This is a genomic window from Maritalea myrionectae DSM 19524 (assembly GCF_000423365.1).
In the GTDB taxonomy this organism is placed as follows: Bacteria; Pseudomonadota; Alphaproteobacteria; order Rhizobiales; family Devosiaceae; genus Maritalea; species Maritalea myrionectae.
This window is the reverse complement of the sequence record NZ_AUHV01000003.1, coordinates 909591-933561: the sequence shown is the minus strand read 5'-3', so window position 1 is coordinate 933561 and position 23971 is coordinate 909591. Positions and strand designations below refer to the sequence as shown.

21 protein-coding genes and 1 tRNA gene are annotated in these 23971 nt (G+C 51.4%); 13 read left to right on the top strand and 9 right to left on the bottom strand.

Going from position 1 to position 23971, the window contains the following annotated elements:
• Positions 1–142 precede the first annotated feature (142 nt).
• A tRNA-Val gene (locus tag G549_RS0110770) sits at positions 143–217 on the top strand.
• A gap of 23 nt (positions 218–240) precedes the next feature.
• Here G549_RS0110770 and G549_RS0110765 read toward each other — a convergent pair.
• Positions 241–1542, bottom strand: a complete 1302-nt coding sequence (locus tag G549_RS0110765; protein ID WP_027835035.1) for an MFS transporter — start codon at positions 1540–1542, stop codon at positions 241–243.
• A gap of 100 nt (positions 1543–1642) precedes the next feature.
• Between G549_RS0110765 and gdhA the strand changes: the two genes are divergently transcribed.
• On the top strand, positions 1643–2971 hold the full coding sequence (gene gdhA, locus G549_RS0110760) for an NADP-specific glutamate dehydrogenase (RefSeq protein ID WP_027835034.1): 1329 nt from the start codon (positions 1643–1645) through the stop codon (positions 2969–2971).
• Here the strand turns inward: gdhA and G549_RS0110755 are convergent.
• The 4 genes from G549_RS0110755 to G549_RS0110740 are packed head-to-tail and all read right to left on the bottom strand — an operon-like array spanning position 2968 to position 6054.
• On the bottom strand, positions 2968–3735 hold the full coding sequence (locus G549_RS0110755) for a hypothetical protein (RefSeq protein WP_027835033.1): 768 nt from the start codon (positions 3733–3735) through the stop codon (positions 2968–2970). The two genes, gdhA and G549_RS0110755, sit on opposite strands and share 4 nt — an antisense overlap.
• A gap of 4 nt (positions 3736–3739) precedes the next feature.
• Positions 3740–4465: a fluoroquinolone export ABC transporter permease subunit gene (locus G549_RS0110750; protein WP_027835032.1), complete on the bottom strand. Its 726-nt coding sequence runs from the start codon at positions 4463–4465 to the stop codon at positions 3740–3742.
• Complete coding sequence (locus G549_RS0110745; protein WP_027835031.1) at positions 4462–5322, bottom strand: ABC transporter ATP-binding protein; 861 nt, start codon at positions 5320–5322, stop codon at positions 4462–4464. Before G549_RS0110745 ends, G549_RS0110750 begins: the two co-directional genes overlap by 4 nt.
• Entirely contained in the window at positions 5323–6054 is a 732-nt protein-coding gene (locus tag G549_RS0110740) for a TetR/AcrR family transcriptional regulator (protein WP_027835030.1), read from the bottom strand.
• A 252-nt stretch (positions 6055–6306) separates the two neighbouring features.
• Here G549_RS0110740 and G549_RS0110730 point away from each other — a divergent pair, with 252 nt between their 5' ends.
• On the top strand, positions 6307–6810 hold the full coding sequence (locus tag G549_RS0110730) for a hypothetical protein (protein ID WP_027835029.1): 504 nt from the start codon (positions 6307–6309) through the stop codon (positions 6808–6810).
• Positions 6811–6948: 138 nt separating this feature from the next.
• Positions 6949–7539 carry a hypothetical protein gene (locus G549_RS19945; protein WP_027835028.1) on the top strand — a complete coding sequence of 197 codons (591 nt, stop codon included), beginning with the start codon at positions 6949–6951 and terminating at the stop codon, positions 7537–7539.
• Here the strand turns inward: G549_RS19945 and G549_RS0110720 are convergent.
• Entirely contained in the window at positions 7536–7925 is a 390-nt protein-coding gene (locus G549_RS0110720) for a MerR family transcriptional regulator (RefSeq protein WP_027835027.1), read from the bottom strand. The genes G549_RS19945 and G549_RS0110720 overlap by 4 nt on opposite strands.
• The gene (locus G549_RS0110715) at positions 7925–9631 is read right to left on the bottom strand and encodes a long-chain-fatty-acid--CoA ligase (RefSeq protein ID WP_027835026.1); all 1707 of its coding nucleotides are present in this window, start codon (positions 9629–9631) and stop codon (positions 7925–7927) included. Before G549_RS0110715 ends, G549_RS0110720 begins: the two co-directional genes overlap by 1 nt.
• A 331-nt stretch (positions 9632–9962) precedes the next feature.
• Here G549_RS0110715 and G549_RS0110710 point away from each other — a divergent pair, with 331 nt between their 5' ends.
• From G549_RS0110710 to G549_RS0110670, 9 genes are all read left to right on the top strand, one after another.
• The gene (locus tag G549_RS0110710) at positions 9963–12425 is read left to right on the top strand and encodes an acyl-CoA dehydrogenase (protein WP_027835025.1); all 2463 of its coding nucleotides are present in this window, start codon (positions 9963–9965) and stop codon (positions 12423–12425) included.
• Between the two features lie 19 nt (positions 12426–12444).
• Positions 12445–14412, top strand: a complete 1968-nt coding sequence (locus G549_RS0110705) for a 3-hydroxyacyl-CoA dehydrogenase NAD-binding domain-containing protein (RefSeq protein ID WP_246778366.1) — start codon at positions 12445–12447, stop codon at positions 14410–14412.
• 19 nt (positions 14413–14431) lie between these two features.
• Complete coding sequence (locus tag G549_RS0110700; RefSeq protein WP_027835023.1) at positions 14432–15715, top strand: acetyl-CoA C-acetyltransferase; 1284 nt, start codon at positions 14432–14434, stop codon at positions 15713–15715.
• A gap of 271 nt (positions 15716–15986) precedes the next feature.
• On the top strand, positions 15987–17621 hold the full coding sequence (locus G549_RS0110695; protein ID WP_027835022.1) for a peptide ABC transporter substrate-binding protein: 1635 nt from the start codon (positions 15987–15989) through the stop codon (positions 17619–17621).
• Positions 17622–17806: 185 nt separating this feature from the next.
• A complete protein-coding gene (gene oppB, locus G549_RS0110690) occupies positions 17807–18754 on the top strand; it encodes an oligopeptide ABC transporter permease OppB (RefSeq protein WP_027835021.1) in 948 nt (315 codons plus the stop codon).
• Between the two features lie 12 nt (positions 18755–18766).
• Positions 18767–19696, top strand: coding sequence for an ABC transporter permease subunit (locus G549_RS0110685; protein ID WP_027835020.1), 930 nt, complete (start codon positions 18767–18769; stop codon positions 19694–19696).
• Positions 19697–19804: 108 nt separating this feature from the next.
• Positions 19805–21643 (top strand): ABC transporter ATP-binding protein, encoded by a 1839-nt coding sequence (locus tag G549_RS0110680; RefSeq protein WP_027835019.1) that lies wholly within the window; start codon positions 19805–19807, stop codon positions 21641–21643.
• A gap of 182 nt (positions 21644–21825) precedes the next feature.
• Positions 21826–21951, top strand: coding sequence for a type B 50S ribosomal protein L36 (gene ykgO / locus G549_RS0110675; RefSeq protein ID WP_027835018.1), 126 nt, complete (start codon positions 21826–21828; stop codon positions 21949–21951).
• A gap of 76 nt (positions 21952–22027) precedes the next feature.
• Positions 22028–23059 (top strand): histone deacetylase family protein, encoded by a 1032-nt coding sequence (locus tag G549_RS0110670; protein ID WP_027835017.1) that lies wholly within the window; start codon positions 22028–22030, stop codon positions 23057–23059.
• A gap of 3 nt (positions 23060–23062) precedes the next feature.
• Here G549_RS0110670 and G549_RS0110665 read toward each other — a convergent pair whose 3' ends face one another.
• Both G549_RS0110665 and G549_RS19940 read right to left on the bottom strand, forming a co-directional pair.
• Positions 23063–23455 carry a carboxymuconolactone decarboxylase family protein gene (locus G549_RS0110665; protein WP_027835016.1) on the bottom strand — a complete coding sequence of 131 codons (393 nt, stop codon included), beginning with the start codon at positions 23453–23455 and terminating at the stop codon, positions 23063–23065.
• Complete coding sequence (locus G549_RS19940) at positions 23439–23870, bottom strand: MerR family transcriptional regulator (RefSeq protein WP_051213627.1); 432 nt, start codon at positions 23868–23870, stop codon at positions 23439–23441. Before G549_RS19940 ends, G549_RS0110665 begins: the two co-directional genes overlap by 17 nt.
• Positions 23871–23971 lie beyond the last annotated feature (101 nt).

The following is a 23971-nucleotide window of genomic DNA, read 5'->3' as shown; positions in this document are numbered from 1 at the left end:
GTAACCTTGTTAGTATGCAAGCCTATAAATGATCTGTCCAGTTTTACAGTGGGGTGAAAAATTGCGCATTTGACCTATTGACCAGCATATTGGTTTTATGGTCTATCAGCGACGCACTGATTTTATTTATCAGGCAAAGGATGGGCGTGTAGCTCAGCGGGAGAGCACTACGTTGACATCGTAGGGGTCACTGGTTCAATCCCAGTCACGCCCACCATTCTTTTCCTTACAGTTTAGCGGCTAATCTTGAACCTCTTCGAGGCGCAATGCGCTGATGGCGGCTGCAAAGCACATAAGGGCGAATAGGCCGATCACCGTTTGCGGCCCAAACAGATCGCCAATCACCCCAAAAATTGACCCCGCCAGAAGCACGACGCCAATAATGGTGTTGCTTAGTGCGGTATAAATCGCCCGTTGATCTTTTGAAGCCATATCGACCAAATGGGTGGAGCGGCCCAACCGCACACCCTGATAGGCGATCATCAAGGCAAACAGCAGCAGCGGCAAGATGAACCATGTCGTGACCCAGCCCAGCCATGCTGCCACAACGCTTAAGCTGAGCGCCACGCCGCCCATAAGGCCCGCAAGGGCCAATGTTTTCCGGCTGGATCGATCAGCCAATCTTCCCCAAATATAGCTGGACATCAGCCCGGCCCCGGCTGAGGCCAGCAGCAATAGGCCGAGGCCTTGGAAAACATCTGTGTTGCCGACGCGTCCGGAAAGCGCCACCAGGAAGGGCGGGGCCAGCGCTGTGGCGGTGAGCAGCGCGCGTGTAAGGATAAACAAAAAGAGCTGCTTGTCGCGGGCGAGAGATCCTGCATTTTGGATGGCCAAGGTGAGCGGATTGCCGCCGCCTTCCGTGGCTCCCTTCTCTTCGGCTAGCCGCAAAAAGTTGAGACTGCCAAAAATCCACAATAGGCCCGCAATCGCCAAGCCAACTTGTACGATCAGCATTTTATTGTCGCCCATGACCGCGAGCAGAAGCGCAAATGTGATGACAAATCCTGCGCCAATGCTGGAGGCGGTGCCCGTGGCGGTGCCGCGCACGGACTTGGCGACAGTTTTGCCCAGCACATCCTTGTAAGCGACAGAGCAGATTGAGCGGGCCAGTGCCAACACGGCCAACAGCGCAAGGATGGCGATGCCGAGCGTTGCGCCGGTCAAAGTAAAGGCGGCGACCGCCATGCCGGCTGCTGATGCTCCTTGCACAAAAGCGCCGAGTGCCCATGCATATTTGCGTTGCGCCAAACTGCGAATGAAGCCCGCTGTGAAGAGCTGGGGCAGCAGCGCCCCTGCTTCACGCACCGGTACCAACATGCCGATGAGCGCGTTTGAGGCGCCTGCGCTGGTCAAGAGCCAGCTCAGGATCAGTTTTGGGTCGACCAAGCCATCGGCCATTTTGCTCATGCTGAGCGAGGCGACATGAATGGCAAAGTTTTCCTCTTTGGCATTGCAGGCTTTTTCGGGAATGTCTTTACATACGCGCCCATCATCTTCGGCGGTGAGTAAATCATAGGCGATTTTGCTGGCTGATTGGCTCATAAGCTCTCAGTTTGATATGATTTTGATCCTTGTACGAACGCGACACGTTGTTTGATCACCCCATACGTTTTCACGCGATCGTTGCGACAGGAGTTGTTTAATGGATATTGACCAAATTATTGAGACATTAAAACAGAAAACGCCTGAGGAAGTGGAATTTCATCAAGCCGTCAAAGAAGTGGCTGATGAAGTGGTTCCCCTTGTCCGCGATCATGACAAATATGTCGACGCGCGCATTTTTGAGCGGCTTTTGGTGCCGGATCGTGTGATCCAGTTTCGCGTCACCTGGCTCGATGACGGTGGCAATGTGCAGATCAATAATGGCTGGCGCGTGCAATATAACAACGCCCTTGGCCCCTATAAGGGTGGGTTGCGCTTTCACCCGAATGTGCGGTTGGACACGTTTAAGTTTTTGGGCTTTGAACAAACTTTCAAAAATGCGCTGACCCGCTTGCCGATGGGTGGCGGAAAGGGGGGATCAGACTTTGATCCCAAAGGCAAAAGCGAACATGAAGTGATGCGGTTTTGCCAGGCCTTTATGCAAGGTCTTTACACCCATATTGGTGCCAACCGCGATGTGCCCGCCGGAGATATCGGTGTTGGGAATCGTGAAATCGGCTATTTGTACGGCGCTTACAAGCAATTGACCGGACAGCACGAAGCGGTGTTGACGGGCAAAAACCCCGGGTTCGGGGGCAGCTGCGTTCGTAAGGAAGCCACGGGTTATGGCTGCGTCTATTTTTTGATGAATATGCTGGCCCATCGTGATGATGAGATCGATGGCAAACGGTGTGCCGTGTCCGGGGCGGGCAATGTGGCGCTTTATACCGCGCAAAAGCTGGTTGAGCGCGACGCAAAAGTGATCACCTTGTCAGACAGTAAGGGCTATATCGTCAAAGATGACGGATTTAGTGCTGAAGAGTTGAAAAAGATTATCCAACTTAAAGAGATGGAGAATGGCGCTTTAGGCGATTTTGATGGTGAGAATGTGCGCTATCATGAGGGCAAGAAGCCGTGGGGCGAAGATTTTGATGTTGCTATTCCGGCTGCGACGCAAAACGAAGTGAGCGGTGAAGATATGGACCAAATGCTCGACGGCAGCCTGAAGATCATTTGCGAGGCGGCAAACATGCCGCTGGAGGCAGAGGCGCGGGCCCAAGCACGTGAGGCTGGTATTTTGATCGCCCCGGCCAAGGCGGCCAATGCGGGGGGCGTTGCGGTTTCTGGCCTTGAGCGCAGCCAAAATGCGATGCACTTGTCCTGGTCTGCCAAAAAGGTTGATAAAAAGCTGCGCAAAATTATGAAGCAAATTCACCACGACTGTGTTGAATGTGCCCAGGACGCTGATAAACCCGACTATATTCAAGGTGCGAATATTGCCGGGTTTAAGCGGGTGGCCGAGGCGATGCTGACCTATGGCGTGATCTAAACGAGGCGCTGCAGGTTTTTGCGCAGCATCGACAGCATCACCAAAATCAACGCGGATTGGCCGACGATCCCCAATAGGATAGCGATCCACCAATTCGGGTTGCCATCAAGCACCATCCAATAGGCCTTGGTGGAGAAAAAGGGTGGGAAAATGCCCGCGAGCCAATCAAATGGTTGGGGGATAAACCAGCCCGCCAAAATGACCCACCCCGCCACTGACGTAAATTTGGCAATGCCGAAGCCTTGCAATTTGTTTTGCGCAAAGACTGCGTAAAACAGGGCAGTTATCGGGGCGGCGAAGCTCGCGGAAAAGGCAATAGCGATGGCGGGCAACAGCGGCGGTATATGCATGTCCACGATCCACATCATGCCGAAAAAGGCAACGAAGCTTAAAACCGCAGGGGTGATCAGGCGGAAGCCGATAAAATGGCTGAGTTTGACGGGGGTGACTTGCATGGCCACCAAGGTGTGATCTTCTTTCTCGTCGAGCAGCAAGAAGCCATAAATGGCCCCGGCCAACAACATGCCTTGGAAAACGATCAAATAGCCAATCAAAAGCGGAAAGTAAGTCGAAAGCGGTTCCGCAATATTGGGGCCGGGCATCACGCCAATGGATTGAAGATGCGTATCGAGCGCGGGCAGGGCGAAGCGGATCACCAGGGAAATGACAATAAGAAAGCTGAACATCAGCAACAAAAAGCTGTCGCGCGAGATCAGCTTGAGATCCGTGCGGATCAATCTGTTGAGGGTGGCGGTGAGTTGCATGGTCCTATCCCATCCGTGAAATAATGTGTTTGTGGAACGCGGCTTTGGCCCAGATGCTTAACCCAATGAGCAGCGCGCCGGTGTAGCCAAGCGCGTAAAGCTGTTCCCACATAACAAGGTCGCGATAGGCGCCCATAATCACCATGGTGGGGGCGCTTGTGGGGATAATCAGCAGGCTCCAATGCTCCACCAGGCCGAAGAAATATAAAAAGGGCATTTGCAAGGTGACTGCCACAACAGCCATAGGGATCAAAAATTCGGTGATGGATTTGTAGCGCACCACCATCGCCAGCCCCACCAGCGTATAAACAATGCCAACGCTGGCGGTGCCAATGACAAGCCACAATGGGTTTGGCCAAATGATCGGCTCCTTGAACGCCAGAATGGCCACAGCGCCCGCCAGTGCCAAGAAGGTTTCGAAGGTGGCGAGGGTCACCAGCGATACGGTTTTTGCGGCAATATATTCCACGTCCTTCAAGGGCGTGACAATCGCTGCGGCGATGGTGCCTTCATCTTTTTCAAAGATCACCATGCCCGCCACATAGAGCATGGTTGTGCCGCCAATGATCAGCACGACAATGGCCGGAAAGGCGAAGGCCAGTTGCGCCATTGTCACCAATTGCGACAGGACCAGCGCCAGCAAAAGCGCGATGATAATGCCGATGTGATAGAGCTTGTTGCGAAACTGCACCCGCACATCGGTTTTAAATTCGTGCCAAAAACGGGTCATCGCACCAATTCCTTGCCCGTGACTTCGATGAAAATATTATCGAGCGTTGTTTCTTGGGTGTGGATGCGCTCAATGCGATTGCCCGATTGGATGAGCTGCATAAAATCCTGGTTTTTGCCTAGACCGTCCAACTCGAATTCAGTGCTGGCGAGATTGTCATTATCGACATATTCCACCCGCACACTGCGCCGGCCATATTTGGCTTTGAGTTTTTCTGGCGCATCAATGGTGGAAATTTTGCCGTTGGTGATGAAGGCCACGCGGTCGCACAATTCATCCGCCAATGTCATATTGTGGGTGGTGACAAAAATGGTGGTGCCGTTGGCGCGCAGCTTTAACACCAAGTCTTTGATGCGCTTTGCGTTCACCGGGTCGAGGCCGGAAGTGGGCTCATCCAAAAACAGTATTTTGGGATCGTGCATCAGGGCGCGGGCGACATTCAGGCGAATTTTCATGCCTTTTGAAAATTCGGCAGTCAGCTTGTCCGCATCATCAGAAAGATCGACCCATTCGAGCACGGTTTTTGGATCAAATTCGATGTGCTTATAAAAACCGGCAAAGTGTTCCAGATTTTCAAGGGCGGTGAGCTTGAGATAATGATTGGGCAATTCAAATGACACGCCAATTTTCTCATAGAGCGAATTGTCCCAATCGCGCACTTCCTTGTCCATCACCTTGATGGAGCCGCGATAGTCTTTCAGCAGGCCGATCAGGATTTTCTGGGTGGTGGATTTGCCGGAGCCGGATGGGCCAAGAAAACCAAATATCTCGCCTTTGGCGATGTTGAAATCCAGGCCGTGCAACGTGTCTTTTGCGGCGCCTTGATAAGCAAACTCTAAATTGTTGACCGTAATCATCTAACTCTCCTTTTGCGCCGCGTCTGCTTGTTGTGCGGCGAGAAAATCCTTTTGGGCCTCAGCATAAAGCTGGCGCAAAATTCGTTTGCCCGTTTCGCTATCGGCACCCTGTTCAGGGGTGAGCGCCCGATGCATGAAATCGGCAATGCCTTTGATCACTTCATCGGTGGGGGGGATCTGTTCTGTGGGGACAAATTCGGCAATCGTGACCATGCCAAAGCTGATCATATCCATAATGTGGGCCACGACCTTGGGGTCGAGGTCCTGCCGGATGGCCCCGGCGGCTTGCATCATTGCCACAAATTCGTGGCGCATGCCCTGACGCTGGTTTTTGACAAAGAAATTGTCTTTTTTCTTGAGGTAGTTCCCCAATATGGCCCCGTCCTGGCGCATGATTACGGCCATTAGCGGGGTTTGGTCGATCACTTTGAGCATGTTGAGATACATGTTGCCGATCAATCCACCTTGAGGATCAGCCTCGATGGCGCCAAACCAATTGGCCGAAAAGCCGAGCATGGCGTGGATCAGCAGTCTTTCAATCAAATCGTCTTTCGATTTGAAATGGAGATAGATCGCGCCTTTGGAAATGCCTGCTTCTTTGGCGATGTCTGCGACGGTGGTTTTGTCATAGCCGAATTTGCCCAGCAAACGTTCCGTGGCGTCGAAAATCAGCTTTTCGCGCTCGCTTATGTTCTGAGTGGCCAATAAATTCGGTGCCGTCATCTGCGCCATAATCCCATTCAAGACTCAATTTCTGACAATATGACCAAAAATGCAAAACTGGTCAATTGGTTTTATTGTGCGATAAAACGGAGGAAAAGCAGGCGAGTAGGTAATTTTAAGTTGTATTTTATTCAAATATAAATAGATATTGATGCTGTAAAATTGCCGGGCTGTTAAATGCTGGATAGAACAATAGCGATTGTTTGCGCGGAATCGGGCGCATGGCCAAATGCATTTCGAGACAATTTAAGTAGTCTCGGCGTGGGACACGTTGAGATCGTTGCAAATGTTGATCATTTGGAAGGGGCACTGGACCCGGACAAAGTAAACTTTGTTTTCTTCCAGCAAGCGGTTGGCTTGCAATTCATGAAAAAGTCTTTGCGCATTTTGCGCATGTTTCCCCATGGTGATGTTAAATATTCCCCGGCCATATTGATGGCGCGCGAGTTGGTGGAAACCCAATTGCGGCAAATGGTGGAATTGGGGTTTGACGATGTCATTCAATTTCCGTGTACCAAGGGCATGTTGCGCCATCGCATGCATGTGCAATTGATGAACCCCATTTCCTATTTCATCACGGATAATTATTTCGGGCCGGATCGCCGCGCCTTTTTTGAGGGGGATGCAGGCCGGGCCCCCCGCTTCGGCACCCGTGCCTATGAGCGGCGCACATTCATTCGCAATCCCGACTATGGGGTTGCCGTTATGGATGTACAAAGATTTGATCCAAATGATGTTGAAGAGGCAGATCAAATCGAGATCTAGGCGTGATTACGGCTTGGGGAAAAGCCGTAGACTACCGTTAAACATCAACTTTACTGCATTTGTCGGCATGTCTTTGTAATTCGCTAACGAATTGCGATGTACGCTATTTTTATATTTTAACGAATTTAGTTTTTTGACATGTTTAATAGAAGTAGTGCGTTTATTATATGCGCGAACAGCGCATGGACCAAAAGCTGCAACAGCGTTTTATCTGAAATCGGCTTTGCCCATATCGAACACATCACGGATGCCAAGGCTTTGGCGCTCGTTCCATTTTCCCGACCGCTTCAATTTTGCTTTATCACCCCCGCCAGCGATCAGAATGAGCTCAAGCGGGTCATGCGCGCCATTCGCGGGCACAATTTGGATAAGCACCGTTTTTCGCCAATGATCATGCTGGCTCGTTCTTTATCGCGGCGGCAGATCGATGATTATATCGCCCTGGGCATGGATGATATTGTTCAATTTCCTTGCTCGCTCAAATTTATGGGCGATCGGCTCAAGCGCCAATTGTGTCGGCCGTTGAAATATTTCGAGACTGACACCTATTTCGGCCCAGATCGGCGCCGACATGCGGAACGCGAGGCGGATCATCAAGAGCGGCGCAAGGGTGAGGCGGATTATCGACAATATTTGATCCAGCGTGATCCGTTCGAAGGCGTGCGGATGCTGGACATTTATGACCATCAGGCGTCTCAGTTGGCCGGTACAGAAGCTGAGGCGAGTTAGGCGCTTTTCTTGCTCAATTGATCCAAGGCATATTCGCGCATGCCTTCCAACTCAGCGATGGCATTTTCCAAGTCATCTCGTTGAGATTTGAGTTGGTCGAGCCGTGAGTTGACGCGATTGAGCAAATGTTGGGTTTGCGCGGTCTTGGTCCCATCTGCGTCATACAGCTCCAAATATTCCGAGATTTCCTTGAGGGAAAAGCCAAGGCGTTTGCCGCGCAAGATCAGCAAAAGTCGTGTGCGGTCTCTGCGGCGAAAGACGCGCGTGGTGCCCACGCGATCCGGTTTTAATAGCCCTTTGGACTCATAAAACCTTATGGTTCGCGTGGAGATATCAAATTCCTTTGCCAATTCGGTGATGGCAAATAGTTCGTTTTGCTCGCCCATCAGTTTTTCTTTAGCTTCTCATATTCGTCGCGCAATTCATTTTTCGATAGCTTGCCCACCAACGTTTTAGGCAATTCGCTTTTGAAAATGATCTCGCGTGGCATTTCGATTTTGGACAAATATTTTTTGATAAAATCGTTGAGCTCTTCTTCGGTCAGATTGGACCCTTCAACGCGCTTGACGAAAGCAATTGGTGCTTCGCCGCGATATTCGTCCTCAACACCAATCACGTTGCACTCGTCCACATCATCATGGTGATAAAGCGCGTCCTCAATGGTGCGGGGATAAACGTTAAATCCGGAGCAAATGATAATGTCTTTGATGCGGTCAACAATGTAGATGTGACCTTCTTCATCAACATAACCCACGTCACCGGTGCGGAAATAGCCATTGATGAAGGATTCTTTATTGGCTTCGTCATTGTCGAGATAGCCAGGCATCACTTGCGGGCCCTTGGCAACCAGTTCGCCGCGCTCGCCAGGTCCAACAAATTTTGTTGGGTCTTCAACGTCAACAAACTGCACATCGGTGCCCGGAAGGGGCATGCCAATCGAGTTATCCTTGTTCGGCGCATAAAGAGGTGAACAACACAAAACTGGCGATGTTTCGGTGAGGCCATAGCCCTCAGCAATGCGGCCGCCCGTGGCTTTGGCAAAGGCGATTTTTGTTTCATTGGGCAAGGCCGCGCCGCCGGAGATGCCGATCTTGAGGCTGGAGAGGTCATATTTTTCGCGTTCTGGCGCTGTGGCCAACGCGTGAGACAGGGTGGGGACCGCTGGCAAAATACTCACTTTTGTGCGGTTGATCATTTCCAGCAATGATTTGCGCTCATAGCGCGGCAACATTGCCACTTTCACGCCGCTGGTTAGCGGGGTGTTCATGCACACGGTCATCGCAAAAATATGGAAGAAGGGGAGCACTGCGGCCAACGTTGCGCCGGGGCGGAATAAATCAACCCCCCAAAGATCGATTTGCGTTAGGTTAGCGGCAATGTTGCCATGGGTTAGCACGGCAGCTTTGGGCATGCCGGTTGTGCCGCCGGTGAACTGCAGCACCGCCATGTCATCTTTATCGATCTGAACTGGATCGGCCTTCAGATTTTTTTCCAATAGGTCGTGCCAATTGAGGTGTTTTTGCTTTATCTTTTCGTCCGTCAGCGACGCGAGGTCCTTGCCTTTAAAGATCTTGAACAAGAACTTTTTCAAAGTAGGCAGGGCGTTGGGGAAATGGGAAACAATCAGCTTATCCGCCATGCCTTCTTGCATCAACTTTTCTGCTTTTTCCAGCGTTAGCTTCAAGTCGGTGGTGACCAGAATGTCGGCATCGGAATTTTTCAGAATGTGCACCAGCTCGGAGTGGGTATAGAGCGGGTTGCAATTGACGATGGAGGCGCCAACTTTTAGCGCCGCATAGTACATGACGGGAAAAAACGGGGTATTGGGCAATAACAGGGCAATGCGATCGCCCTTTTTGATGCCAAGCTCTTTTTGCAGTGCGCCTGCCATGCGCTCGATCTGATCACCGAGTTCAGCATAGGTCGTCTCTGCGCCCAGAAAATCCAACGCAACACGCGACGCATGGTCCTTCACCGCTTGGTCAATGCGGGCCGGAACCGGTGTGGTGTCGATCTCCGCGTAATAGTCGATATTGTCCGGATAGTGCTCAACCCACGGTTGATATGGCTTATGCTCGGTTTGTTTGGTCATGTTTTCGCTCCCGTTAGCGCCGCCCCCTCTTGCGCTGATCCCAAAAGTATATTCAGATATTGACGTTAACGTCAATTAAGCGACGCAAATTTAGTTGGAAAATGAACAAATTGACCATTCGCGCGTTATCCCTATGTTATTTCGGTCTTTTTCAATATATTGCCGATAAAGTCATTTGATTGACGTTAACGTGAATATGTGCCAGACTTGTCTGGAATAGGCTGAAAAGCCGCTGATAAATGGTTGCGCATGTCGCAAAAAAGGCAAACTGTTGTGATCTGGCTATGGTGCCGGGCTTCAGCTTGTCCAAATGCCCGTTTGGGAGGGTGCAATGACACTATTAATGACGCTTGTTTTGATTGTTGGGTTTGTCGCTTTGGCGATTGTCGAGGCGAAACTTTTCATTTGGGGCCTGGCGGCGCTGGCTTATGCCGCGTTGGCACTGGCGCTGGGTGGGGCGTTGTCGCTCAACTTTGTAGCGATTCTGGCGTTCATTCCCGGTGTTGTGTTCCTGCTTTTGAGTGTGCCGATGATCCGGCGCATGGTGTTGACCAACCATATTTATAAAGCCGTAAAGTCGATCTTGCCGCGTGTTTCACGAACTGAGCAAGAAGCCCTGGATGCGGGCACCGTCGGCTGGGACGCTGAACTATTTTCGGGTCGCCCACAGTGGAACAAGCTGTTGGACATTGAAAAGCCGCACCTCACCGATGAGGAACGGGCCTTTTTGGACGGGCCGACCGAAGAAGTGTGCAAAATGATCGATGATTGGGACACGCGTCACAATCGGGCGGATATGCCAGAGGATGTTTGGCAATATCTTAAAGACAATAAATTCCTGGGCATGTTGATTTCCAAAGATCATGGCGGTTTGGGCTTTTCGGCACAGGCGCAGTCTATGATCGTGTCAAAGATTGCGGGCCGCTCTATTGCTGCGGGTATCACCGTGATGGTGCCCAACTCTTTGGGGCCGGGCGAGTTGCTTGAAAAATATGGCACTGATGGCCAGAAAGAGAAATATCTCGAGCGCCTGGCGACAGGTAAAGAAGTGCCTTGTTTTGCGCTTACCGCACCGCACGCGGGTTCAGACGCAGCAGGTATGCGCGATGTTGGCGTGGTGTGTGAGGGCATGCACGAAGGCAAGAAAGTGTTGGGCGTGAAGCTGAACTGGGACAAGCGGTACATTACCCTTGGTCCGGTTGCCACATTGCTTGGCCTTGCATTTAATCTATATGACCCCGAAAACCGCTTGGGCAAAGGCACAAATGTGGGCATCACATTGGCACTTATTCCAACGGACCATGAGGGCGTGAATATTGGCCGCCGTCACTATCCGGCGCGGTCGGCCTTTATGAATGGGCCAAACTCCGGCAAAGACGTGTTTATTCCGCTCGACTGGATTATTGGCGGCACGGATTATTGCGGCCAGGGTTGGCGCATGCTGATGGAATGTCTGTCCACGGGCCGGGCGATTTCATTGCCTGCCATTGGCACTGTGTCCATCAAGCAAGCTTTGCGCGTGACCACAGCCTATGCGCGTATTCGCCGCCAGTTCGGCATTTCCATCGGCATGATGGAGGGCGTCGCGGAACCTATCGCGCGGTTGGTCAAAGACTCCTATATGTATGAAGGTGCGCGGGCGACCACTGCGGCGATGGTGGATGAAGGGCAAAAGCCTTCTGTGATTTCGGCGCTGCTGAAATACCGCACCACCGATGCCATGCGTGAGCGCATCAATGACGCCATGGATGTGCATGGCGGGCGTGCGGTTTGTGATGGCCCATCCAACTATTTGTTTGCAGGTTACCAAGCGGTGCCGGTGGCGATTACGGTGGAAGGGGCAAATATTTTGACCCGTACCTTGATCACCTTTGCGCAGGGCGCACTCCGGGCGCACCCGTTCCTTTATAAAGAAATCTCTGCAGCGCAGAACGAGAACACGGCCGAAGGGCAAAAGGCATTCGACAAAGCCTTTGCAGGCCACACTGGCTTTATGCTGCGGAACATTTTGGCGAGCTTCTTGCACAGCCTCACCTTTGGTCGCTTTGCGTCCTCACCACGCAATGGCCCGACCAAGATCTATTACCAACGTCTGCACCGTTACGCGCAAAACTTTGCGTTGGTGGGCGACTGGGTTGTGGCCTTCCTGGGCGGCGACTTGAAGCGGAAGCAACGTATTTCTGGCCGCATGGCAGACATTTTGTCCGACCTTTATTTGATGTCGACCACGCTGAAGCGCTGGGAAGATGACGGCGCGATCGCCGATGATTTGCCGATTGTGCAAGCCATTGCAGAAGATCGGTTTGCCGCCATCGAGCATAGCTTTGATCAGGTCTTTAACAACTTCCCCAATGCTTTGCTGCGCACGTTGATGCGGTTCCTTGTGTTCCCGCTTGGTCGTCGGGCCAAAGGCTCATCTGATCGTGAAAACTATCGTTTGGCCAAAGCCTTGTTGCGGCACTCAGAGCAGCGTGATCGCTTGACCCGTGACATCTTTGTCAGCTTTGATCCAGAGGACCGGACCGGTATTTTGGAAGATACGCTACATAAGGTAGAAGAAGCGGAAGAAATTGAAAAACGCTTTATCCGTGCGTTGAAAAAGGGCGAGATTGCGCGACGTCTTGATCGCGACGCTATTGATGACGCCGTTGAAAAAGGTATTTTGAATGATAATGAGGCGGGCATTTTACGGGCCGCCGATGAGGCAACAGACAAGGTGATTCAAGTTGATGATTTTGCCCCTAACGCTTTGGGCGCAGATCGCGATGATGACGAAACTGTTGCGGCACAATAATTAAATGGGAGCGAACACTGTGGCACAACCAAAAATGCCAACGCTGAAATATTGGCACTTCGACATTGACGTGGAGCAAATTGGCTGGCTGACGATTGATACACCAAAATCGCCAGTGAACGTGCTCAGCCGCGCCTGCATTGAAGAGCTGGAAACTTTGGTGTTGCGGTTTGAAGATTTGGCGGCGTCTGGCGAATTGGCTGGTGTGGTGTTGCTCTCGGCCAAAGACAATGGCTTTGTGGCCGGGGCGGATGTACGCGAGTTTGATGAAATGAGCGATCCATCCATCCTGCCAGCAGCGCTGGAACGGACCCATGCGATTTTCAATAAGATCGAAAATCTGTCCATTCCGATCGTCGCTGGGATACATGGCTTTTGCCTTGGTGGCGGTTTGGAGTTGGCGCTGGCCTGTCATTACCGCATTGCGGTCAATGACGATTCAACCAAGCTAGGCTTTCCTGAAGTGAAGTTGGGCATTTTCCCTGGTTTTGGCGGCACGGGGCGCTCGATCCGACAGGCCGGGCCAGTGGCGGCCATGACGGCAATGCTCACCGGCAAGAATTATCGTGCGGGCCAAGCCAAAGGCATGGGCCTGGTGGATCGGTTGGTCAAACATCGCGATCAATTGCGTTGGGCCGGCCGCAAGGCAGTGATGCAGCGGCAAAAATCCAAGCCTGCAGGTTTCACCAAGCGTTTTATGGCGATGGGGCCGCTCAAAGGCTATACCGCCAATAAGATGCGCGAGCAGACCAAAAATAAGGCCAACCCCAAACATTATCCGGCGCCGCATAAGCTGATCGATCTGTATGAAAAATATGGAGATGATCCCAAGGCTTTCATTAAAGCAGAGATTGAGCATTTCCCGGACTTGATGGCCAGCGATACGGCGGAAAATCTGCGTCGCGTTTTCTTCTTGTCTGAAGGACTGAAAGCGCAAGGCGTTAAAGGCGAAAAGCCTGTGTTCCGGCGTGTGCATGTTGTGGGCGCGGGCGTGATGGGCGGCGATATTGCCGCTTGGTGCGCCTCTCGCGGCATGGAAGTGACGCTGCAAGATTTGGATATGGAGCGGATTGAGCCAGCCTTAAAGCGGGCGAAAAAGCTATTCAAGAAACGGTTGAAAAAACCACAAGCCGTGGAAGCGGCTGTGTCACGTTTGGTGGCGGATCCGGACGGCAAGGGCGTGTCCCGCGCTGATGTGGTGATTGAGGCGATTGTAGAAAAACTTGAGATTAAGCAAAAGCTTTTTGCTGAGCTTGAGCCGAAGATGAAAAAGACCGCCATTATGGCGACCAATACATCCTCAATTCCGCTGGAAGATATCGCATCTGTGCTGAAGCAGCCCAAACGGCTGATCGGTTTGCACTTCTTTAACCCGGTGGCGCAATTGCCGCTGGTTGAAGTGATCAAGCAAGCTAAAAACACCGATGCGCAAGTGCGCATGGGGGCGAGCTTTTGTACCGCTATTGGTAAAAGCCCTGTGATCGTGAAAAGCGAGAAGGGCTTTTTGGTCAACCGCGTGTTGATGCCCTATATGCTGCAGGCCGTGATGCGGGTCGAGAATGGTGAAAACCCAGAGCAAATTGATAAGGCCGCAGTCGCGTTCGGTATGCCGATGGGGCCGATTGAACTGATGGACGTTGTCGGCTTGGATGTGGGTAAAGCTGTGGCGGAAGAGCTCGGCCAGGAAGTGAAAGAGGGGGGCAAATTTGCCTCGCTCGTGTCCCAAGGGCATTTGGGAAGGAAAACCGGCAAAGGCTTTTATAAGTGGGAAGATGGCAAAGCCCAAAAGGGCGAAGCTGCACCCCATGCCAATTATGAAGGCCTGGGTCGCGATCTGGTACAGCCTTTGGTTGATGAATGTGAAGTGTGCGTGAAAGAGGGCATTGTCGCCGATGCAGATATGGCGGACATTGGCGTGATTTTCGGCACAGGATTTGCGCCATTCCTTGGCGGGCCGCTTAAAGCGCGCCGTGATGGCAAAGCATAAAGAATAGGGATTTGGGAATATGACAAAAACACTCAAGCGTGTCGCGATTGTTGGCAGTGCCCGCATCCCCTTTTGTCGGGCGCATACGGGATATCGGGATGAAACCAACCTGTCGATGATGACGGGGGCCCTGAAGGGCTTGGTGGATAAATACAAGCTGAACAACACCCATATTGATGAAGTGATGGGTGGTGTTGTGCTCAATCACAGTCGTGATTTTAACATTGCACGTGAGGCGGCGTTAAATGCGGGTTTGGCCCCATCGACACCGGGTACGACGGTGCAGATTGCCTGCGGCACGTCTTTGCAGGCGGCGCTGCTGGTTGGTGCCAAAATCGCAACTGGCGAAATTGAAAGCGGCATTGCTTGCGGCGCGGATAGCGTTAGCGATAGCCCCATCGTGTTTGGACCAAAATTCTCCAAGCGGATGATCAATTTGAGCCGGGCGAAAACATTGGGCCAAAAGCTGGGCGTTTTTAAAGGCTTTAGCTTTGGCGAAGTTGTGCCCAATGCACCCTCCACCGCTGAGCCGCGCACGGGCCTTTCCATGGGCCAACATTGTGAGTTGATGGCGCGCGAATGGGACATTGGCCGCGAAGAGCAGGATGAGTGGGCCTTGGGGTCACATCATAAAGCGGCGCAGGCCTATGAAGATGGTTTCCATGATGATCTGATTGTGCCCCATGCGGGCATTGTGCGTGACAATAATGTGCGCGCAGATAGCACGATGGAAAAGCTGGCGAGTTTGAAGCCAAGCTTTGACCGCAAATCCGGTCATGGCACCTTGACGGCGGCAAACTCGACGCCGCTGACCGACGGGGCAGCCTCTGTTTTGCTGGCCAGTGAAGAATGGGCGAAAGAACGTGGTTTGCCGATCCTGGGTTATTTGCGCACCGGTTCGGTAAGCGCCAATGATTTTGCCCATGGTGACGGCCTGCTGATGGCGCCAACCATTGCGGTTTCAGACATGCTGAAGCGTGAAGAATTGAGCTTTGCGGATATCGACCTATTCGAAATTCACGAAGCCTTTGCGGCTGTGTTGTTGTGCACTGTGAAAGCGTTTGCCGACAAGACTTACAACAAGCAAGTTTTGGATCGGGACAAGCCGTTGGGGAAAATTGATCTGAGAAAGGTTAATTTGACCGGCTCCAGCGTGGCCTATGGCCACCCATTTGCCGCCACAGGCGCGCGTATTCTTGGTGCAACGGTGAATTTGCTTGAACGGCAAAAGAAAGAGCGGGCGCTGATTTCCGTCTGCACTGCCGGTGGTCAAGGGGTCGCTGCGATTATTGAACGAAATTAAGGGTTTATTTTTATCCCATTTTGGGGTGAAATCTCAATTCGCCGTATCGCAATGCTATATGATTGATTGGCATGGGAGTTGAATGGGCGCCAAAAAAATAGGGAATTTTCCCTCATATTTTTTGGAATTGCCCGGATTCGACGCTTGCCAAAAGGTTTAAGAGGGCGTTACGGTGATTGTCGGACAGTTGCACTTTGTAACTGTCTTATTTAAGTCGGCAGCTAATTACAGCAAGACCGACAGGGAAACGTCTACTAGGGAGAGTAGTTTTATGAAGTTTACCACAATGTTAAAAATGGCGTCTGCGACAGCAGTTGTTGCTGCCATGACAAGCGGCGCATATGCGGACAGCCATGTGCATCCAGAGACCGGCGAAAAGCTGGCGGCGGATCAAACATTCACCTATCGTTTGCTCGATGGTATCCCAACACTTGACCCACAATTGAACGAAGACGTATCTGGTTCAGATATTATTCGCGATTTGTTTGAGGGCTTGTTGAACCAAGATGCAGAAGGCAACCTGATCCCAGGTGTAGCTGAAAGCTGGGAAGCAAGCGAAGGCAATACAGTTTATACATTTAATTTGCGTGATGATGCCAAATGGTCAAACGGTGATCCTGTAACCGCCGGTGATTTTGTTTATGCATGGCGTCGCGCAGCTGATCCAGCCACAGCCTCACCATATGCTTGGTACATGGATTTGATGTCGATTGAAAACGGCTCAGAAGTTGTTGCTGGCGAAAAAGACCCATCAGAACTGGGTGTAGAAGCTGTTGATGACAAAACATTGCGCGTTAAGCTGACTTCAGCTTTGCCTTACTTCGCGTCAATGGTCACGCACGCAACAACATTCCCAACACACCAAGCCACAATTGAAGAGCATGGTGACTCATGGACACGCCCTGAGAACATGGTTTCAAACGGCGCATACAAGTTGACCGAATGGGTGCTGAACGAGCGTACCGTTCGTGAGCGCAACGAAATGTATTGGAACAACGAAGATACAATCTTGGATAAGGTTGTGACTTTGGTGATCAACGATGAAAATGTTGCTTTGACACGTTACCGTGCAGGTGAGTTGGATAAGACCGAGGTTCCTGCTGGTCAATATCCTGCGTTGGAAGAAGAAATGCCAGATGAGGCACACTCATTCCCACGTCTGTGTAACTATTACTACACTTTCAACTTGTCTGACAAAGGCCCTGAAGCCTTCAAAGATGTACGGGTACGTAAAGCGCTTGCATATGCTGTGGACCGTAAAGTGATCACCGACCAGGTGCTTCAAGGTGGTCAGTTCGAAGCTTACACCTTTACACCAGCTGCAACCGCAGGCTTTGAAGTTCCTGATGTTGATTTTGCAGGCATGACCCAAGCGGAGCGTGACGCCAAGGCGAAAGAACTTTTGGCTGAAGCAGGTTATGGTTCAGACAATCCATTGCAGTTTGATATGCTTTACAACACATCTGAAGGCCACAAGAAAATTGCTGTAGCCATGTCTCAAATGTGGAAGCAGAAATTGGGTGTTGAAGCGACACTTGCAAACATGGAATGGAAAACATTCCTTGAAACACGTGGTAACCAAGACTTTGAATTGGCACGTGGCGCATGGTGTGGTGACTACAACGAAGCATCCACATTCTTGGATCTCGTGACAACTCCATCAGGCTACAATGACGGCAAATATTCAAATGCCGAAGTTGACGAATTGATGGTAGCTGCGAAAACATCTGATAACCCACAAGATAACTACACTCGTGTGGAGCAGATTTTGGCAGAAGAAATGCCTGTGATCCCAGTGTATCACTATGCTGGCGTGATTATGCTCAAAGACAATTTGAAAGGCTGGCCTTTCGAAAACGTTGAGCAAAACTGGTACAGCCGTGACCTTTATAAGGTAGCTGAATAACAATTTGTGCACCGCGCGAGGCTTGAGTGTCTCGCGCGGTGTCTCTTTATCTTGCCTATCGCGTATCGGGGGTTATGCGATGTTGGGGGAAGTTAAGGAAGCATAATGTGAAGGTTCACGCTGTCCGCACGCATATGTGGATCGCCTAAAAGGACCCACATTTAGGGAAGCAGGGTTTTACAAAAATGTTCAGTTTTATTGTTCGACGTGTCGGGTATGCGATTCCCACACTGTTGATTTTGATTATCGCATCATTCTTGCTGATGTATGCGGCTCCAGGTGGGCCCTTCACCACTGAGCGGGCATTGCCCCCAGAAGTGCTGAAAAACATTGAAGCACGCTACGGCTTGAATGATCCTTTGCCAGTTCAAATCTGGAACTACATATGGAACATCGTCACGAATTTTGACTTTGGCCCATCTTTTAAATACCGCGACAGATCGGTTAACGACATCATCTCACAGGGCTTTCCTGTGACGCTAACCTACGGGATTTGGTCCTTTATCTTTGCGGTGGTTGTTGGTTTGACGCTCGGTATCGTTGCCGCAATTCGCCACAACACAGCGATGGATTATACCGCTGTTGGTATCTCAATCAGTGCGCAGGTTTTGCCAAACTTTGTGATGGCGCCGATCTTGGTGTTGATCTTCACGCTTGGCCTGTTCAGGCTAACCGACGGGCAATATTATCTGCCTGGCGGCGGTTGGAACGGTGGGCAGATTGAATATGTCATCATGCCAGTGATCGCGTTGTCGACCAGCTATATGGCGAACATCGCCCGTCTTGCGCGCTCCTCAATGCTTGAAGTGTTGAACTCCAACTTTATCCGCACAGCAAAGGCGAAAGGTCTTTCAGAGCGGAAGGTTATTCTCAAACATGCGCTAAAGCCTGCTTTGATGCCCGTTATCTCTTATCTTGGGCCGGCCTTTGTGGGCATGGCCACCGGTTCGGTTGTGGTGGATATGTATTTCAGCACAGGCGGGATGGGGCAGTATTTTGTGAACTCTGCTTTTAACCGTGACTATTCGGTGATGATGGGGATTACCATTTTGATTGGTGTATTGACCATTACGTTCAATATGATCGTTGACATTGTTTATGCTTGGCTCGATCCACGCATTCGCTTGTCATAGGGAGGGCAGAACATGATTGCTAAAAGTGAAAAAATGGATGCTCTCGCTGAAAATATTGTTGAGCAGCATGCCATCAAAGGACGCTCTCTATGGCAAGATGCCATGGCGCGTTTTGTGCGAAACAAAGCCGCAGTGGTCAGCGTAGTTGTGCTGGCCTTGATTACCATTTTGTCGTTCGTGGGGCCGCTATTTGCGCCTTGGGACTATGAAACCATCGACTGGGGCACAATGGGCAACGCCGCCACATTGGGCTATCCCTCCATCGCAACAGGCCATTATTTCGGCACTGATGATTTGGGTCGTGACATCTTTGCGAGGACTTTGCAGGGAACGCAGATTTCGCTGACAGTTGGTTTCCTTGGCGCTGCCGTCGCGGTGGTCGTTGGAACGCTCTACGGGGCGATTTCCGGCTATGTTGGCGGCACAACAGATAACATCATGATGCGGATCGTGGATTTGCTTTTGTCCGTGCCGTACATGTTTGTGTTGATCTTGTTGTTGGTGGTTTTTGGCCGCTCGCTGCAAATGTTGTTTGTGGGTATCGGGCTTTTTGCCTGGATGGATATGGCGCGTATTGTACGTGGTCAAACCTTGTCGATTAAAAACAAGGAATTCATTGAAGCCGCTATCGCCTCCGGCGTTGGCAGCTTCACCATTATTATGCGGCATGTGGTGCCTAACCTTTTGGGCGTCGTAATTGTTTATGCCTCGTTGCTGGTGCCAAGTCTTATTTTGACCGAAAGCTTTATCTCCTTCCTTGGTTTGGGTGTTCAAGAACCTTTGACCTCATGGGGTGCTTTGATCAATGAAGGCGCAAAGACCATGCAATATGGTGTGATTTGGCAATTGGGTTTCCCATTGGCCTTCTTCATTGTTGGGCTATTTTGTTTCTTCTTTATCGGTGACGGGTTGCGCGATGCGCTTGACCCGAAAGACCGCTAAGCAAAAGAAAGGATGCATGAATATGACTTGTTTTCACGCTGTCCGGCTTTTTGCTTTGCCGGACCGGAGCACCACAACAGGACGAAACGCCAATAAAGGGGAAGCCGCATGAGTAAGGCTGATGACAACACAGTATTGCAGGTCAACGACCTGAATGTGTCTTTCGACACCCCTGATGGCCGCGTGGATGCGGTGCGGGGCGTAAATCTACACATTAATCGCGGCGAATGCCTTGGCATCGTCGGGGAATCCGGGTCCGGCAAAAGCCAGACCTTTATGACGGCCATGGGGCTTTTGGCCAACAATGGTATTGCAACAGGTGATGTGTTGTTCCACGGCAAATCCATTTTGGGCATGCCGGTGCAACAGCTGAACAAGATCCGTGGTAAATATATGACCATGATCTTTCAGGATCCATTGACCAGCCTCACGCCACATATGACCGTTCTTGATCAAATGACTGAGGTGTTGAAACTTCACACCGACGTACGTGGCGAAGACGCGGCACGCAAAAGCCTTGAATGGCTGGAGCGGGTGCGGATTTCCGACGCGAAACAGCGCTTGGAGCAATATCCGCATGAGCTTTCTGGCGGCATGCGGCAACGGGTGATGATCGCCATGTCCATGTTGTGCGAGCCCGAATTGCTGATTGCTGATGAGCCAACCACAGCGCTGGACGTGACCGTTCAGGCTGAAATTCTCGATCTGATGGACGAGTTGAAAAAAGACAGCAACACCGCGATTGCCTTGATCACCCACGATATGGGTGTGGTGGCGCGTATGTGCGATCGTATTCAGGTGATGAAGGATGGCGTATATGTGGAAGAAGGTACGGCAGACGATATCTTCTATAGTCCGCAGCACGACTACACCAAAATGTTGTTGGATGCGATGCCACGGATCGACCAGCCAGATAAAGCCACCAATCGCAAGCTCAAAGAATATGACGAGAAGGGCCGCGATCAGGAGTTCTTGACGGTTGATGATGTGCGTGTCGAATTCGACATCAAGATCAATGAGGGCTGGTGGCCGAAACGAGTGCCCTTGAAAGCCGTGGATGGGGTGACCTTTACCCTGCGTCCGGGTGAAACATTGGGCATTGTGGGCGAGAGTGGCTGTGGTAAGTCCACGCTGGCCCGGGCCGTGTTGCAGCTTATCCCGCCAACCGCTGGTGCGGTGAGCTGGCTGGGCAGCCCGCTTTCTGGCCTCAACCGGAAAGAGCTGAACAAAAAGCGGAAAGATCTGCAAATTGTGTTCCAGGATCCACTGGCAAGCTTGGATCCACGCATGACCATTGCCGATTCGATTATGGAACCGCTTCAAACTTTCCGGCCCGATATGTCGCGCAAGGAAATGAAGGCGAAAGTGGCGAAGATCATGGAACGTGTTGGGCTGCCCCAGCATATGATCAACCGCTATCCGCACGAATTGTCCGGTGGTCAAAACCAACGCGTGGGCATTGCGCGGGCGATGATTATGGAGCCCAAGCTGGTGGTGTGTGACGAAGCTGTATCGGCTTTGGACGTGTCCATTCAGGCGCAGATTATTGAGCTGTTGATGGATTTGCAGGAAGATTTTGATCTGTCCTTGCTGTTCATCTCACACGATTTGTCTGTGGTGCGTGAGGTTTCTCACCGCATTATGGTGCTGTATCTTGGACGTATCGTGGAGTTGGCGGATCGCCATGAGATTTATAAAGATCCACGGCATCCTTATACCAAGCAATTGATTTCAGCTGTGCCGATTCCCGATCCGAAGTTGGAGCGGTCTCGGAAGCGGATCAAACTGCCGGGTGAATTGCCGTCGCCGATGGACCCGACCGCCAAGTTGCGGTTTATGCCATCCAAAATTGAGGCCAATCAACTCGATTATGTGCCGCGCTTGGATGAAGTAAAGCCGGGCCACTATGTGGCGGAACATGATGAGCTGGAAAAGCTGATCGTTTAGTGTAATAAGGGGCGCGAGAGATCGCGCCCTGACTTATTTGGTGTGAATTTCGAAATAACTCGCGTGAGATTCAGCCATTTGCTGCAATTGGGCGTTGACAAGGGGACTTTTTCTTCATAGTTTCCAGCCAACTTATTTGGCGCCTGTGGCGCCTATTTTTATGAATGTGAAGGGTGACCGGAATGAAAATCAAAAATTCCATCAAGGCGTTGCGCACCCGGCATCGCGACAATAAGGTCGTACGCCGTCGCGGTCGCATCTATATCATCAACAAAGTGAACAAGCGGTTCAAAGCTCGTCAGGGCTAAGCGCTTTACACTGTGTTATTAAAGTTTAAGGTCGGTGCTTGTCGCCGACCTTTTCTTTTGTGCAGCCGGAGGCTTTATGCAGCTGTTTTTCTCCCCCACCCAATTGGACCATGATCCGAAAAAAGAAATCTCAGACGGCAAGCTGGTGGATGCGGTGGAAGTGCCCAAGCGCGCTGAAATGATTTTCGACGCGCTGATGAAGCTGCCGCAGATTGAGCATAAGCCGCAGCAAGACTTTGGTCGTGACCCCATCGCGCAGGTGCATGATAGGGCCTATATTGATTTTCTTGCGGCCTTTGGTGCTTTGTGGGCCGAAGCGGGGCGTTCGGGAGAAGGGTTCCCCTTTGTGTGGCCGGGACGGGACTTCCGCACGGATCGGGTGCCCAATCATTTGGATGGCAAATTGGGCCATTATTCCTTTGATGCTGGCACGCCACTGACGGACAAAACCTTTGGCGCGGCCTACGCATCGGCGCAGAGCGCTCTGAATGGGGCATCAGCGCTGTTGCACGGTGATCAGGCATCATTCGCGCTTTGTCGTCCGCCGGGGCACCATGCGGGCAAGGATTATTATGGGGGCTATTGTTTTTTCAACAATGCCGCCATTGCTGCACAATATTTACGTGACCAAGGGGCGCAGCGCGTTTCAATATTTGATGTCGACTATCATCATGGCAATGGCACGCAATCGATCTTTTATGATCGGGCGGACGTGCAGTTTTTGTCGGTGCATGCGGACCCGATGGATGAATATCCCTATTTTCTCGGCCATGCAGATGAAAAGGGCGTTGGCCAGGGACACGGCCATAATTTCAATTACCCTTTGCCGCTCGGCACAACGGCAGATGCTTTGATGGCCGCCATTGGGGCCGGGCTTGCTGAGATCAACAGCTATGCGCCTGACTATTTGGTGATTTCATTGGGTGTCGATTTTTTTGAAGGCGATCCCATTTCGCAATTCAAGCTGACCTATGCCGATATGCCCGCCATTGGCACCCTCCTGAAAACGGCAAATGTGCCGACACTTTTTGTGATGGAAGGTGGCTATGCTGTGGACGATTTGGGCCGCAATGTTGCGACCCTTATTGATGGATTTTTGGCAGGATAGGTTTTAGACCTGTGGCTCAGCCATCTCGCTGTCGGCAAAATAATCATTTGCGGTATTCAGCGCATTGATGGCGGCAGGAAGGCCGCCATATAGCGACATTTGCATGATGGTCTCATAGATTTCCGTTTTGCTCGCGCCCTGCGCCTGCGCATGTTGGATGTTGATTTTCAGCTGCGGTGCTGTCTGCCCGCCCAGCGCGGTCAAAGCGCCAATGGTGATCAATTGGCGGGTTTTTAGATCAAGTCCCTCGCGGGCATAAATGCGGCCATAGGCATGTTCAATCAGTGTTTCGGCAAAATTTGGCACGGCTTGGTCGTACCGGTCGGCCAGGGTTACTTCCAAACTGGGATTCAGCTTCGCAGCAAGCGTGCGGCCGCGTTCAAGAGCTGTGCTCATTCGTTTTTTCCTCGTTGGTGGCGGTGAAGGCATTGCAGGACCCAATGGGGATGTTGCTTCCATCCGCAAGTGCTTGGGCATAGGTGTTGATTTTGGCCTCCACCAAATCATGACAGGTTTGCAAGTGTGCCAACTGAGTTTGGATATGCTGAAAATGGTCTTGTAAGATCGACATGCGGTCTTGGGTGGTTTGTGGTCCCTGCTGGCGCAATTGCGCATAGTCAACCATATGTTTGAGCGGCATGCCGGTGGCCTTGAGGACTTTCACAAATTCGATCCATGCAATCAGACTTTCATCATAGACGCGCCGGCCACCACGATCGCGGGTGACATTTGCGATCAGCCCGATCTTTTCATAATAGCGCAGCGTGTCGATGCTGAGTTTGGTCTGTTTAGAGAGTTCACCAATAAACATATCATTGCCTTCAGTTGGTTGCCTTTGGACTTGTAAGTGCTGGAGCCTACTCCAGGTCAACAAGAAATATGCATTTATTTTGTGCAAAAACGAGCTGCCCA

Bases quoted from the DNA above. Each gene is read 5' to 3' on its own strand.
- oppB (WP_027835021.1), top strand. From the start codon at position 17,807: ATGTTCAGTTTTATTGTTCGACGTGTCGGGTATGCGATTCCCACACTG.
- G549_RS0110720 (WP_027835027.1), bottom strand. From the start codon at position 7,925: ATGGGCGAGCAAAACGAACTATTTGCCATCACCGAATTGGCAAAGGAA.
- G549_RS0110665 (WP_027835016.1), bottom strand. From the start codon at position 23,455: ATGAGCACAGCTCTTGAACGCGGCCGCACGCTTGCTGCGAAGCTGAAT.
- G549_RS0110695 (WP_027835022.1), top strand. From the start codon at position 15,987: ATGAAGTTTACCACAATGTTAAAAATGGCGTCTGCGACAGCAGTTGTT.
- gdhA (WP_027835034.1), top strand. From the start codon at position 1,643: ATGGATATTGACCAAATTATTGAGACATTAAAACAGAAAACGCCTGAG.
- G549_RS0110765 (WP_027835035.1), bottom strand. From the start codon at position 1,542: ATGAGCCAATCAGCCAGCAAAATCGCCTATGATTTACTCACCGCCGAA.
- G549_RS0110755 (WP_027835033.1), bottom strand. From the start codon at position 3,735: ATGCAACTCACCGCCACCCTCAACAGATTGATCCGCACGGATCTCAAG.
- G549_RS0110710 (WP_027835025.1), top strand. From the start codon at position 9,963: ATGACACTATTAATGACGCTTGTTTTGATTGTTGGGTTTGTCGCTTTG.
- ykgO (WP_027835018.1), top strand. From the start codon at position 21,826: ATGAAAATCAAAAATTCCATCAAGGCGTTGCGCACCCGGCATCGCGAC.
- G549_RS19945 (WP_027835028.1), top strand. From the start codon at position 6,949: ATGTTTAATAGAAGTAGTGCGTTTATTATATGCGCGAACAGCGCATGG.
- G549_RS0110700 (WP_027835023.1), top strand. From the start codon at position 14,432: ATGACAAAAACACTCAAGCGTGTCGCGATTGTTGGCAGTGCCCGCATC.
- G549_RS0110715 (WP_027835026.1), bottom strand. From the start codon at position 9,631: ATGACCAAACAAACCGAGCATAAGCCATATCAACCGTGGGTTGAGCAC.
- G549_RS0110750 (WP_027835032.1), bottom strand. From the start codon at position 4,465: ATGACCCGTTTTTGGCACGAATTTAAAACCGATGTGCGGGTGCAGTTT.
- G549_RS0110680 (WP_027835019.1), top strand. From the start codon at position 19,805: ATGAGTAAGGCTGATGACAACACAGTATTGCAGGTCAACGACCTGAAT.
- G549_RS0110745 (WP_027835031.1), bottom strand. From the start codon at position 5,322: ATGATTACGGTCAACAATTTAGAGTTTGCTTATCAAGGCGCCGCAAAA.
- G549_RS0110685 (WP_027835020.1), top strand. From the start codon at position 18,767: ATGATTGCTAAAAGTGAAAAAATGGATGCTCTCGCTGAAAATATTGTT.
- G549_RS0110670 (WP_027835017.1), top strand. From the start codon at position 22,028: ATGCAGCTGTTTTTCTCCCCCACCCAATTGGACCATGATCCGAAAAAA.
- G549_RS19940 (WP_051213627.1), bottom strand. From the start codon at position 23,870: ATGTTTATTGGTGAACTCTCTAAACAGACCAAACTCAGCATCGACACG.
- G549_RS0110740 (WP_027835030.1), bottom strand. From the start codon at position 6,054: ATGGCGCAGATGACGGCACCGAATTTATTGGCCACTCAGAACATAAGC.